At 49.4% G+C, this 13,623-nt stretch carries 10 protein-coding genes; 3 read left to right on the top strand and 7 right to left on the bottom strand.

Annotated elements, in window-relative coordinates:
• Window positions 1-12: 12 nt before the first annotated feature.
• The 3 genes from HALO_RS08655 to HALO_RS08645 all read left to right on the top strand — a co-directional run bounded on the left by HALO_RS08655 (window position 13) and on the right by HALO_RS08645 (window position 4,673).
• A complete protein-coding gene (locus tag HALO_RS08655; protein ID WP_050713319.1) occupies window positions 13-255 on the top strand; it encodes a GmrSD restriction endonuclease domain-containing protein in 243 nt (80 codons plus the stop codon).
• Window positions 256-414: 159 nt separating this feature from the next.
• Complete coding sequence (locus HALO_RS08650) at window positions 415-2,946, top strand: hypothetical protein (protein ID WP_050713318.1); 2,532 nt, start codon at window positions 415-417, stop codon at window positions 2,944-2,946.
• An 11-nt stretch (window positions 2,947-2,957) separates the two neighbouring features.
• Window positions 2,958-4,673 (top strand): hypothetical protein, encoded by a 1,716-nt coding sequence (locus HALO_RS08645; RefSeq protein ID WP_157693165.1) that lies wholly within the window; start codon window positions 2,958-2,960, stop codon window positions 4,671-4,673.
• A gap of 63 nt (window positions 4,674-4,736) precedes the next feature.
• On the opposite strand, the gene HALO_RS08640 is transcribed toward HALO_RS08645, so the two are convergent.
• From HALO_RS08640 to HALO_RS08610, 7 genes are all read right to left on the bottom strand, one after another.
• Window positions 4,737-6,938 carry an AAA family ATPase gene (locus tag HALO_RS08640; protein ID WP_050713316.1) on the bottom strand — a complete coding sequence of 734 codons (2,202 nt, stop codon included), beginning with the start codon at window positions 6,936-6,938 and terminating at the stop codon, window positions 4,737-4,739.
• Window positions 6,926-7,402, bottom strand: a complete 477-nt coding sequence (locus HALO_RS08635; protein WP_050713315.1) for a VPA1267 family protein — start codon at window positions 7,400-7,402, stop codon at window positions 6,926-6,928. The genes HALO_RS08640 and HALO_RS08635 overlap by 13 nt, the downstream gene beginning before the upstream one ends.
• Window positions 7,402-7,983: a recombinase family protein gene (locus HALO_RS08630; RefSeq protein WP_226917005.1), complete on the bottom strand. Its 582-nt coding sequence runs from the start codon at window positions 7,981-7,983 to the stop codon at window positions 7,402-7,404. The genes HALO_RS08635 and HALO_RS08630 overlap by 1 nt, the downstream gene beginning before the upstream one ends.
• Before the next feature lie 144 nt (window positions 7,984-8,127).
• Window positions 8,128-8,526, bottom strand: a complete 399-nt coding sequence (locus HALO_RS08625; protein WP_050713314.1) for a hypothetical protein — start codon at window positions 8,524-8,526, stop codon at window positions 8,128-8,130.
• 2 nt (window positions 8,527-8,528) lie between these two features.
• Complete coding sequence (locus HALO_RS08620; protein WP_050713313.1) at window positions 8,529-10,736, bottom strand: hypothetical protein; 2,208 nt, start codon at window positions 10,734-10,736, stop codon at window positions 8,529-8,531.
• Window positions 10,733-12,331 carry a tyrosine-type recombinase/integrase gene (locus tag HALO_RS08615; RefSeq protein WP_050713312.1) on the bottom strand — a complete coding sequence of 533 codons (1,599 nt, stop codon included), beginning with the start codon at window positions 12,329-12,331 and terminating at the stop codon, window positions 10,733-10,735. Before HALO_RS08615 ends, HALO_RS08620 begins: the two co-directional genes overlap by 4 nt.
• A complete protein-coding gene (locus HALO_RS08610; RefSeq protein WP_050713311.1) occupies window positions 12,328-13,599 on the bottom strand; it encodes a site-specific integrase in 1,272 nt (423 codons plus the stop codon). The genes HALO_RS08615 and HALO_RS08610 overlap by 4 nt, the downstream gene beginning before the upstream one ends.
• Window positions 13,600-13,623 lie beyond the last annotated feature (24 nt).

Below are 13,623 nucleotides of genomic sequence, written 5' to 3'. Positions count from 1 at the left end.
GATATAAGTGATATGAAGGCAACGGCTCCATTGGAAAAAGGCATTCTCAGTGTTCGTGAGCTGCTGGGCGATGGGAGCTTGGACATTCCCGCATACCAGCGCCCCTACAAGTGGACAACAAAAGATATCAGTCAGCTATTTGCCGATATTACCCTGCATAAGGAAAAGACCGCCTACCGCTTGGGTACGGTCGTGGGCCCGGCCCGTGAGCGCAGATTATCGACATGGGACAATGGGGCAGTGTGCAGTCGTTAACGCGTATAAGTGGCCTGGGGGCCTCAAGCGTAGCGGAAATAGAGAAAAGCAACCTAGTCTGTCCAAAGCACTATTTGTTGTTAGACAGGGCCGAGTAATAATGACGGCTATTACGGTCAGTCAATAGTCCCACCACATAATTAAGAGTAAATTTAGTTTATGTATTTTAATGATGAGCAGCCTCGTGTCTTATTGGCCAAACGGCATCACGCAAAAGATGCAAGGCTAGGAATGATTATCCCTGTATTCGAAATACAGGATAAAGTACTCGTCCCCCTGACCGAGCATAATTTCTGTCCCTCAATGAAGGTCTTCATTACAAGCAATTATGAAGATATAGAAAGACGCTTCGAAGAGGATGAAATATTCAAAATAGAAGTCCGCGTTACCGAGCGAGAAACACCCGACACCGATTCTAATGCCTTCTGTAAGTACGTAGCCACCGGGAGGAACGCAGAGCGAATCAAGGCCAAGGATTACCTTCAAGTCATCCAGCACTCCTTGCCGGATGCTAACAATCGTCTTCTGCACCTAGATGAAAACCTGCCAGGTACCCAGTACATCTTCATTGAAGACGAAAAGTATCTCTACGGCCCTTTTAAGTGGACGTCATCGCGTGATGATGAAAACGCCAGTGAAGTCACCCTGAGCTTTGTCGATACGCCTCTGCCCAACGTCAAGCTGATTCCGTACCAGATGTATCGGATTGACCTGAGCAACCCTGATGTCGAGGAAGCGATTACAGAGTCCAGCCGAACCGGAATCAAGCTCATTGATGACTTGAGCATTCTTCAAACCACGAGCGCCGTCAGCTATGAGGATTATGCCTCGGATGATGAAATCATACGCTTCTGTGCCAAGATTGCATCGGACTTCAATACCAAACTGCTGGAAAAGAAACAGGTTGATACAGTCGTAGGACTGCTGAACCGCAACCCCAAAATCAAGGGCGAAGTCTATGCCAACCGCCTAGCCCGATTCGCCGAGATCGGAGGCAAGGTTCATGAGATTAAGCAGGACGTGATCGAGTCCCTATCGCTGTTCTTCAATACGGAGAACGGCAGAAAGGTGATCAGCAACTATATCGAGGAAAACGAGGAAGCCTTCCTTTCTAAAATCAGAAAGTCGAAGGAAAAGGAAATTGAGTCATCTCTAGCTGAGCGCCGCGCCGAACAGGCCGAGATCGAGGAAAGAATCCGCGAACTGAACGAAACCAAGTCGCAGCTCAATATCGAGGTCGAGAAAAAGCGTGAGTCGGTCAACTCTGACGAAAGCCTGCAAACCGCATATCTGGATACCGACAAGAAAATACAGGAAAAGCTCAAGGAAATAGAGCAGCTCGATGCCTGGATTGAAGAAAAGCAGCCGCTTGTTAAAGGCATCAAAGATATCGAGGAGCTTACCAATGAAGGAAAAGTACTGGCACTACTCAACCAGAGAACAAAGGAACAGCGGGATGCGCTATTCGAAGAAGTCAGGTCTCTCAAAAATGAATGCTCCAGTGCTGAGGACGAACTGAGGAAGAAGCTCAACAACATGAGGCCGTATGTCGATCACATCACGGGGGGCATCATCGCGCACACCCTCACCGAAAGGGATGTCACCGTGCAACCAGCCTACTCGCCCACTGCGCAGAGCTTAGTCGAACGCCAAAAGGAAATCATCGATCTTACAAAGCGTGAGATGAGTCAGCGTGGGCGGCACTTGCCTGATTGGCAGGTTGCCAACCTGCTGATTAGCACTCAACAATCCTTCATCACCTTTATGGCGGGGCTGCCGGGTGTCGGTAAGACCTCTTTGGCACGACTTCTAGTCGAGATACAGGGATTAGGACGTCGCAGTCAAGAGATTGCCGTCGCACGCGGCTGGACGGCACAGAAGGACCTAATCGGCTTCTATAATCCGCTTTCCAGTCGCTTTCAGCCGTCGAACACCGGCCTTTACAACTTTCTGCTCGCTCTTCACCAAGAGAAGGATATCCGTAATAACCCCATGGCCTACGTCATCCTTGATGAGGCCAACCTCAGTCCCATTGAGCATTATTGGTCATCGTTTATGGGCATGACGGACGGTAACCAGGGCCGCGATATGATTCTCGGTGACGATACTATCCATATTTCCCMCAATCTGCGTTTCATATCGACCATCAACTACGATGGAACGACTGAACCGTTGAGCCCACGCGTGGTGGACCGAGCACCGGTAATTGTCCTCGATCCCAACGAATATGACGATGAAGAGGAAGATGTGTCGGCCATCACCCACGAAGCCGCATTCCCGCTGAGTTCGGTGCAGATGGATAACCTATTTGGGCGCGAAGCTAAAGCACCAGAGCTTGAGGATGCCGAACTCTTCATCTATCGGCGCATCCGCGACATCCTTCGTGACCCTTCACTAGAGTACGGGCGCCCAGTGACCATCAGCCCCAGAAAAGAGATGGCTATTCGGCAATACTGCGGCAAGGCGCGAGCAGTGATGCGCGAGTATCAGGATCTGCGTGCTTTGGACGTGGCGATGCTTCAGTTTGTTCTGCCATTAGTACGCGGCAATGGCCCCAACTTTGCCAAGCGGATTGAACGCCTTAAGGCCGAACTGGAGCGCGCGGAGCTGCTCCTGTCCGCCCGATATGCCTCCAGAATTCTCGCCTTCGGTGAAGAGGATCTTAATACCTACGACTTCTTCTGCTGGTGATGGGGCAAGATATGGCTGGTGACATTCATTTTCGCATCAATCAGGGACCCTTCATCCCGTATTCAAAGAGTCCGGTGCCGCATCGAGTCACCGAGGATGATCTACTGACCCTGCGGGTGATTCAGCAGGATGATACGGATCTCCCCAATATCTTTCTGGGCGACTACCGAATCCAACTGAAAGATGAGGCTATCGCTGTCGACGGTGGAATGGCCTGGGAAACCGAGCCACGAAACTACTTCAAAGAGAGCTTCGGCTATGCTTTTGTCCGCATTGAGTACGCTGACGAGGAGTTGTCACTGCCGTTCGATGTCCTGATCCGCAAGGCCAACAGCCAGCGCGCTCATGAGATGCTGGATTACATTGCAGGCCAGAACTTCAATATCTTGAAAACTTGCTTTTCGCGCTCAACAACCGGCGTTAACATGCTCCCTGACAACCGCACAGAACCGGAGGCGCTGGTCAGTCAGGCCGAAAAGATCCTCGAATACTTTCAGGTCCACCGCACCGAACTCTTCCGCAATCTTCGCGAGAGACTCATCCCGGCTCTCACGCCGGTATGGGATGTGAGTGAGACCAATATCGAAATTGACCCCTACAACGTGATCAGCAACTTGAACTCTCTAACGCCCGCTGCAGGCGGTGGAGAAGTCTTCATCCGGGGAAGATACTTCGATTTCAATGGTTCGGACATTTCGAGCCTGCAACCGTCAAGTGACGTATTCGAGAACCAGGTTATCCTCGGCGGCTTTTATTCCATCCGACGACGCATCCTGGCCCTGTATCAGGAGCTTTCCCAAGTAGATGTCGATGAAGGTAACACCCCCTATGGCTACGAGTCCTTCAGCCGCCTCATGCTGGAGCTGACAGCAGAAGGTATGATGAACCGGTGCGCCCGGTTAGTTCGTGGCTGCGATCAGTCTATCCGTCTCTTAGAAAGAAAAGCCCGTATCGACTTTGCTGGAGAACTCAAGCCCGTCATGACGGCCTTCGTCCGAGGATCGAAGGTCTACCGCGGTATTTTTACCCAGCTCTCGCGCTGGTATCAGCTCGGTGTACCTTTCATCGAAGGCATCCACTTTCTGATGAAGCTGAGATCGCTCTCAAGACTCTACGAGATATTTACGATAATCAAGCTGATCGAATATTTCGTAATGCGTGAATGGACCATTGCCGAGGCCCTGGCACATGACGAACTAGGGGAAGCCGTTCCGAGCTACTTGAAACTGACTCGGGGTAATACGACTCTCAGCCTCTACTATGAAATGAGGATATTCCCCTTTGATGAAGACACCACAAGACATATGGATCTCGTTGATATTTGGCACAAACCAAAGCGCCAGTATGCCTATTGGGAACCTGATTTTGTGTTACGCATGGAGGTGGGGAGCAATATCCGCTATCTAATCCTCGATGCAAAATACAGCTCTTCTTATACTGTCAAAAAATGGTCTTTGCCGGATATCTACGAGAAGTATTTCGAGAAAACAGCGGTTTATGACCAAAAAGCTGGACTGCTGATCAGCAGCCCTATTCTTTGCGTCATGGCGATCCATGCCMCTCCCGGCAATAGCTCCGGCTATTTCTCACACTGGCCATCTAGGGGAATCTATTCAGCCTTACCGAGAATCCCCATCGTCGGTGGCGTCGCACTAACAACGGATGAGAATCATAGATTCAATGCCGTTATGGATGCATTGCTTTCAATCATTGAGCGGGTTAGATAGTGGTTTCTTTTGACAGGCTACCTTCGTCTCAAGGCCTTTTTTACGTATTCTACATAAGTCGGGCTACTCAATCTTGAATGGCCCGGAGTCTTGCTCACTATGCAGGTAGTTAATGAGATTGGTGAGCATGGTCTTCCGTCGAAAAGCCTTCGGTGAGGCTTTCACGAAACGCTCAAACACACGGGGGTCGCCAACTATGTGGACTTCGGATATTGCCCTTGTGATCGCTGTATAGATCCAACTGCGATCCACTACTCTAGTGTCTTGCAAAAGGACAATGATCCGACCGAACTGGCTCCCTTGAGCTTTATGAAGCGTCATGGCATATCCCAGGCTCAAAGCATCAATCAAGCCACCTTGCAAATCGACCGTTTCGCCTGTGTCCAGCCTCACAGAGCCAATCACGTTATCGACTTGATCAATGCTGATTAGCTCGCCAAGAGATCCATTCTGCACGCCAGCGCTGGCGTGATTCTGAGTAAACAAAATCTGGTCATTCAGCCTTAGCCGCAGATAAAAATCTTCTCCATTAAGATTGAAGTTGAGCAGCGGAGAGTCACCGTTTATCTTTTTCTGAATCTCACCATTGATCTCCCCAACGCGAGTTACCGTTGCGGCAATTACACGAGAGTTGCCAGGCTGCTGGGCGTAGAGTTCGACAGCCTTCTGCTTGGCCAGAATGGGATCTAAAACCTCATGAAAATAGATATTGCCTGCACTGAGTGACTCAGGCACCTCACCGGCATTAATGGTCGCCGAATACTCAGGTATCCCGGTGGTTCTCTTTTGGCGTTTCACAATGTCCAACGTCGTGTTTTTTACGTGCGTCGAGAGAACAACATCGTGCAGTATCTTTCCGATACCTATGGGTGGCAACTGGCTGGGATCTCCGGTCAAAACCAACTTACAGCTGGGATTGATGTGGTTGATGATGCGAAACATCGTAGGCAGATCCGTCATAGAAGCTTCATCAATGACCAGCAAAGCTTTGTTATCTGTCACTGGATCTTCTCGCAGGAATCGTGCGATGGTCATCGTGAGGTAGCCGACTGACTCATGCAGACGCATTGCAGCGCGACCCGATAGAGCGATAGCGTGAATGCTGTACCCTAGGCGGTCAGCGGCTTTCAGGAAGGTCGAAAGCACTGTGGTCTTGCCAGTTCCGGCACCTCCAGTGATCGCACTAATCCCCTCGGTTAGACTCGTATAAATGGCAAGCTCTTGCTGGCTGGTCAGCTCATAGGGCAGCTCGCCAATGACGTCATTTACAATACCTTCCTCACCCTCGGTGAGTGGCTTTCTAAGATCAATCAGATGCTTTATGCGCCTAGCTACCGCCAACTCCTGTATAGCAGTGGCAGTGGCATGAAAGCGTCCATCCTCATGGTAAAGAGCAATATCTGTTGCGCTTTTCAGCCACTCAATTCCCTCCTCACGATCAGGGTACGATTTAAGATAATCAGATGCTCGCGTTAATAGCTGACTGGCCTTGACCCACGTACTACCATCACGCATTCGATCATTAAGCGCCTGAATCATCCCAGCTTGAATACGCTCTTTAGGGTATCTTTTCTGCTGCCAGGCGTGTCCAAAACGGTGATGCAGGATGCTTTCTACGTCTTTAAAACTCAACCCGAAGTGAAGCAGCTTGTATGGGTCAGACTTGATCGCCTCAACAGTTCCAAGGCCGTGATACTTGAGAATTCTCTTCTGGACTGCGTGGGGAATTCTGGCTTTCGACATCCAAGTGGTGTGCCTGAGGTTCGCGTATTTTTCATAACCGGCATGCAACGCCCGAATGGATTGTGTGGAGAGCAGTTCTGAGAGAGCGTTAAAGTCGTTTCGGGTGCCCGCAGTCAGCATCCGGTGAATGTCCTCACCGAACCTAGCCCAAAGCTGGCGTGCCTTGCGGTTTCCTATCCCCTTAAAAGCTTTATCATCGCTGATAAACTGGATAAAGGTCTCACCAGTATCTGGTAAATAAAACTCCAGGGTATCGGGCTCTCGGTATTGATGCTCTTGCGCTTTAATTTTCCCGTGGTCATACACGTAAGTGCGTTTGTAACCCGCGACTCGCCAGATCTGCCCGGGGGTCGGATCTACAGGCAAATATTCAGAATTAGCTACGATAGATACATTATAATTTGCAGACGCAAAAGTCTGGTCCTCACGCACAGGCACACCGCGGATAACCGTGGCTTTAGAGTTCCGGAAAGGCACCTGGGTGACGCGAACAAGCTCAGAGGCTTGTGTCAGCTCGGACATTTGAGGAACACCATCAAACCATCGTTTACCGCGTCAACCGTCTCTCGGCTCGATGCGATTTGCGCCTTCAGTCGCACATTTTCTCGCTGTAATTTTTCGAGCTGTACTTTGAGGTCCTGATTCTCGGCCTCAAGCTTCCCCAGTCGACCATGATCCAAAGCGTTTCTCTTGGAGAAAGCATCATAGAGTTTTGGCGCTGAAAGAGACGCTTTTCCTGCTTCAGACAGTGGTGGCAGCACGTTACGTTCACGCAGCCTATTCTCCAGATCTTGCAGTTCGGCTTTTACATTTTCATTTTTTTTGATCGCCTGGTCTGACAGGCCTGCAAGCTTTTTGATTTGCTGTCTATTCAGGATGCCCTTTGGGGAGTATACGATCTGGCGAAAATCATCATCAGACATGGACTTAATCCATTCTCGAAATCTTTCAAGATAGATTTGGCCCTGCTCTTGTGGGCTCGCCATTACGCCTCCTGAAACTTGTTCAAAGCTGCATATAACGTTGTGCGGGAAACGCCATATTCTTTTGCCAAATCGCTCTTAGAATCCCCCTTGGAGAGCTTCTGAGCAATTTCTGAAAGATCCTCATCAGATAACGATTTCCGCCGACCAATTTGCTTTCCGCGTTTCCTGGCAGCTTCTAGCCCTTCTTTCCGCCGCTGGCCGATAAGCGACCGTTCAAATTCGGCAAATGCGCCAAGCATGTGCAGCATCAACGAAGCCATGGGATCATCTGTCTGCGGGGCGAACGTTAACCCCTCGGAATGAAACTTGACGGTAACATCACGCTTTACCAGGTCATCAACAATCGAGAGCAGGTCAGACATGTTGCGAGCGAGCCGGTCAATGCTGTGAACATGAAGTGTGTCGTGCTCGCGGAGATAATCGAGGCAGAGATTGAGGATGTCGCGTGAACCAGCATTTCTGCCAGACACTTTCTCTTCGAACACCTTGTCTAGCTGAATGCCATCAAGCTGGCGGTCACTATTCTGACCGACCGTTGAGACGCGAATGTATCCAACATGCTTTCCCGACATAAATTCCATCCAACCTCATACTGTTCATAAACAGAATAAGGTTTCTATACATCATGTCAAGAAATTAACAAGCAAGGTTTTTGGACACCATAAAGGTTGGCATTTAGGGGCTTGAGCATGGTGTCCACAAAGTATAGCTTCATGAACACTTAATTAGGATTTCTTCTGAAGCTGAAGCACTGGCTGCTCAAGCATCGATTGCGTTACCCCACGCATATCAGCGTTTGCCTGCCATATTAAGAATCGCGCATGCATCTCACGAAGAGCGTACATAAGCTTTTGATTAGTCTCGGTCAGCTCTTCAATGCGCTCGTTCGCTTCGCGAATGTCGCCAATCCATCCTGCTTTTTCTTTCGGGGCCTTCAAGGCAGCCTTGCGATTCTTCATCGCCATATCAACGGCGGGTAGCTTCATCAGAGACTGGCGAGCACGACTGATACCCAGTTTTTCTTTGCACGCTTCAACGAGTAGAGGCCAGGTCAGCTTCGGCTCAGACCATTCTTCAATCAGCTTGATAATGCGCGCTTCATCTTTCTTTGTTAAATGCCCCATGGCTATACCTCGATCTCGTCTAGCATTGCTGACAAGTCATCTAATGACAGCAATCGCTCATTTTTCGCTTCGATGTCTTTGGCATCAATCAATCCTGCCATGGCTGCTGCGTTGTTTGTCAGTGTCCAACCATTGTCGACGTTCCACACGATGTCGCCGTTTTCGAGTTCAGGGTTCTCTAGGGTTCGGATCAGTGCGTCACACTTATAGAGATCCATACCCACTTTTTTGGCCCACTCTGAGGCCCCAAAAATATCGCGAGATTGCGCATCAAGAGCTTTGTCGTAGCGGCGTTTAAGGTCCTTGCGTTCTTCTTTGAGGTTTGCGAGTTTAACATCATCCCCCTTAACACAACCGAGCTTCCCACAGGTCAAGCAGGCTCCCATTTTCGGACAGGGTTCAGATGCAAAGTTGTGTACACAGATCCCAACGTGGGTCTGATGGATGACTATGTCCTTATCACCCTCATGCAGATCTCTCACATCACTGAGACTCAAAGGTTGATTTGTTTTGACCTTCTCCAACCGCTGAGCCGAGTTACTACGTTTCGTTTTAGGATGGTAGTCCGCAACTCTTTGGGTACGCTCCTCGACGGTCTCATGGTTGTAGACAGAGCCCATTGCAGTGCGCCCAGAAAACGCATCAATCAGTAGTTGTGAAAGGCCTGCTCGTTGCATCTCAGTATTAAGCTCGTGACGAAATGCGTGCGTGTTAACCCTCAGGCCCTTATATCCATGTCGATCGAAAATATTCTGCCTGTTCGTTGGACCTACTAATTGTCTCGTCATTCTATTATGGTTGACGGCAATCTCCACTCCAAAATTACGTGGCATTGAGGCACCACTCATTGTCTCATCAGGCAGGCTACCCGTTCGCACCGTAAACAACGCATCACGATACTTCACGCGGTTTTTGCCGTCTTCAGCAGGTGTGGTGTACGGAAAGTCTTTAGGCAGATGCTTTTCACGTATCAGTATATTGAGTTTGCGCAACGTAATGACCGCTGTATTATTAAACTGATAGTGATTATTTTTGCCACTCGCATAAATTCGCTTTCCCTTAACGGCATCCCATCCTTCTAGTATCTCGTCCAGTACACTCTTTGCCTTAGGACTTAGGGCTTTACATTCTGCTAAGGGGATGAGAAACCTAAATTTAAGTATACTTCGCGATGATTGCGATCTATTCACCTTCTGCTTTAGCGCTGCACAGGCCTCATCATACGAAAGCGGTTCATCTGGGCCTTTCAGGGGTACACCTTCATGCGGCGGAAACTCGTCGGGATTATCTTCAAGCCATGCTGCATACTGGCGCGCCTCATTAGTGATCGGAGCCACCAGCTCAATGACACGTTTTACAGCAGGTTCCATACCTGTAACAACGGCCTTCGTTGTCGCTCCATAGCCCTTTTCAGCATACCAGCGCAGGAACATGCGCTGACCGCCACCAGCAGCCTCTTTGAATACCACACAGTCACGCTCAACATCAGCTAATTCTCCGATGCGGCTAGGCTGACTGAGTAAGAGGGCACACGCGGAGGTGATTATAATGTCCAGCGGACTAGCTAAGTCATTATTAAACAGTTCACCCAAGGCTTGAATGGATTCACGGCTCGGCAATTTTTTGTTGCGATTTGCCCTCTGCTCTTTCAGAGAACCTAGAGGCTTCTGTCGCAGTGGCGAAGTCCATCGAAAGGGCTGCGCGAGTATCTGTTTATCTCTCATCAGCTTAACAATCTGTTCAACATTCTTGCTCAGAACATATGCAATATTGCCGGTCAGATACGCGTTTTTTAAGTACTCACAGGCTCTGTTACAAATAGCAGCCGATATTCTCGTTACGTCCCTTGTACCGGACAATTCTACCAGGGAAACTTCAAGAACCTTGGCGGCGGTAAGCCAACCACTCACCGATTTCTTCCCTCGAAATACTCTGTAATACACAATGAGCGCCTTGGCGAAATCTATGAACGGCGGCTGCATATACTCTCTATCTTTCGCCTTCGCATTTCTATCTGATCCATGCGCAGTAAAGGCACAACCGGCAACACCCGACTTATGCCACGAGGCCATGCTCCAACGAATTCCCGCATGAACTCGCTTATTAGGAACCCCTTTGGACAAAGTGGCTTTCGCCCATGCAATAAAAGCATCCAGCTGCGCGGCGGCTTTAAGGTCGCTCTGCGGTTTAAAATCGATAATGCTACTCATGCGTTACTTCTGCCTGCTTTGCCTGCTTTGCCTGATTCACGCAGCTCAATGCAATCGAGAATTACCTTGCGACACGCGAGAATGGCACGGTCCCAGAGCACACCCGTGGTTTTATCCGAGGCGATGGTTTGCGAACGGCGACGTTCCAACCGCTCAAGTGCGGCGCTGTGATCAGCGTCAAAGAGTGGCTGAAATTTGCTACAGCCGTAGCAGGTAAATGGAGCGTCCAAATGGCAGGCTGTATCGGCACCGCAGACAGCCAAATCCTCAATCTGTCGATCCACTCGATCTCCATTTTTGGCTGAAGCGCGATCTGTCACGATAGTGCCCGTAAAAGCTTTTACGACCAGCGCGAGATGATCACTCATCTTCTCGTCAATCAGCTGCATCAACTCTCCCGATACTGCTCGGTATTGACGGACAGTATGTGTATTAGAATGCATAAGGGCGCTAGCGATTGACCACTCATCCAGMCCTGCATTCGAAAGATCGGTACCGAGCGTGTGTCTGAAACGATGGCCCTTACTGATTTTCAAAGGCTGATGTGTACGCGAAGAAATGGGGAAGTTAGGCATACCCTCAATTTGAAACAGCCAATAACTTGTAACTCCATAGCTAGTATGAAACTTCACCTGTGGCTTATGCTCTAAAACATTTAGACCAGGCAGGTCAATTATTACGGGGATCAGCTTGTTATCACCTCCTGTCTTACCCCGCGTGCGACGAAAGAGCGGCACATGCTCAATCGCTTTACACCAATCTGCTCGACCAGGATATTCATGCTCAAGTCGAGCTAGGACAATCGACCGATAGGCCTGCACGACATTGTAAAGATCTTTATCCAAGATGAATGTCTCGGATTTTTCTCTCCATCCCGCACCATCATCTTTCTGCTTCGCCCAAAAGATTCGAACTTGGTAGCCCCGCTCGGTTTTGATAAAGTCATTAAAGACCATCATGCGTAGCTGTGTACCTCGCTGTCCGTAGGTCATCAACAGACGCAAATATAGGTAGCGCTCAGGCTTTAAATTGCCTTGACAGAACTGTTCATGCGCCCACTGGTATAGGGCGGCTTGCTCCGCTTGCGTGAATGGCCCCTGTTCAGGATCTAAACGCAAGACGACATCATTTCGTGGTCGCTTCTTTCGAGGTAGTGCGCCATAAGCATCAATCAGGACTTTAGTTGGTCGCTGTTCAAGCGATTCACACTGTTGCCAAAATTTCATGAAACTAGCCAGCGCGGAAAATTCGCTCATACTAAAACGCTCGCGCAAATCGATCAGTTGATGCTCATTGAGAGGATTGAGCCCTGCCTGCGCCGCGCGTGACAGAATTGAAGTAGCTTGTAAATTAGTTACGTGTGCGACTTCCGCCATGCGGTAGGCCAAAGCAGCATGCAACCATCGTTGCCAGTCGTACGGAACGCAAGCAATTGCGGCTAGCCAATTGATCGCATAGGGAGCTGATTTATCAGGCCACCACATTGTCTCAGAGGGAGTGAAAAGTTCACCGCATTTGGCGAGTCGAGGTGTATTCAGCCATTCTTCAAGCGAGTCCTGAGTCGGTGCTTCAAGCGCTGAAACTGTTATATTCATTCTGCGTACCCCTTTCGCATTCCAGCCTCGATCCTCTCCCTACTTTCCTTGAGTTTATCCGATCGCCTTTTCATTGCCTTATCTGCTTCTTCCTTCCAAAATTTCGCCCCATAGAGTCCAGGCATATTCGATTCTGGGCTCCATCCGAACATCCAGGTTAGGACTTTTTGAACTTGAGTTGTGCGATCCTCTGGCGTGAGCTTTTCAAGCTCCTCGCGCATGCTTTCAAGCATCATGTAGACCGAATCATGCCTGAGGATATGAGGGTGAATGTGAGCCAGTTCAGGCGCTACTTTGCAAACTCGGGGGAAAACGCCATCCAGCGCTTTGATGCTCATCGGCTTGCCTTCATTTCGTCTATGAGATACAAGCAAAAACGGATGCTTTCTCGCCTGCGATGCGCCTTTATGAGTCTTTCTGTAGCGATATTTCGACTCATACTGACTAATCGCCTCATAAAGGTCGTCGCTCATGACCACCATGCGCTCATGCGTTTTGAATTGCGGAGCCATTGTGCGCGGATCGATGCTTTCATCTTCAAGATTTACCACCGAGAGCTGGCGATTGTGCCAGTGAATGTCGCCGGTCTTGATCAAAAGCATTTCAGAACGGCGCAACCCCATATGGAGACCTAACAGCAAAATGATATAGTTACGCAGCTTAATTGATTCATCTGCGAATGGATTCTCAGCGCTCTCCGGATGCATGACTTCCAACAATCGACTCCGTTCCGAGGATGTCAGACCTTTCATCTCATCGATTCGCGTCTTTTTCCACCCCGGACTAGCCGCTTTAATTTTGCGATTAAAACGCCGTTTAACATCGTCAACCGCTTCATCTCGCGTCAAGTGATCACCCAGCTTGTCGTACAGAAAAGCCAAGTAATCGCGTACTGCTTCAATACGCTGTTTCGCATGGACCTTTCCAACCTGTTCGTATGCCGTTGGATGCAGGCGCATACCCTCATACTTTTTAGCCAAAGTTACCTTGTTGAATCCCGCGTCTGATACAAATCGGGAGATTTCAATGTCCGTCAGATACTGCGACTTGGGACGCTGCTCCAGGCGGGAAATGAGATCGATGGATGAGAAAGCGAGGAAGTCTTCAAATACGGCCAAGTGTTCAAGATACTTTTTTGTGGTTTCCAGAGCCTTGCCAGAGAGTTCGAAGGTGACGTACAGATTCGGGTAATAGACGGGGATATGGTCTTGCACAAGCAGCTTTCTTCGCGCAGCATTCACCACCTGTTCGATAACTCGATAACTCATATTATTTAACCCCAAAACATAACT

Source organism: Halomonas sp. R57-5, assembly GCF_900070345.1.
In the GTDB taxonomy this organism is placed as follows: Bacteria; Pseudomonadota; Gammaproteobacteria; order Pseudomonadales; family Halomonadaceae; genus Vreelandella; species Vreelandella ventosae_B.
The sequence above is the reverse complement of the archived record's forward strand: the minus strand, read 5'-3'. Positions and strand labels throughout refer to the sequence as shown.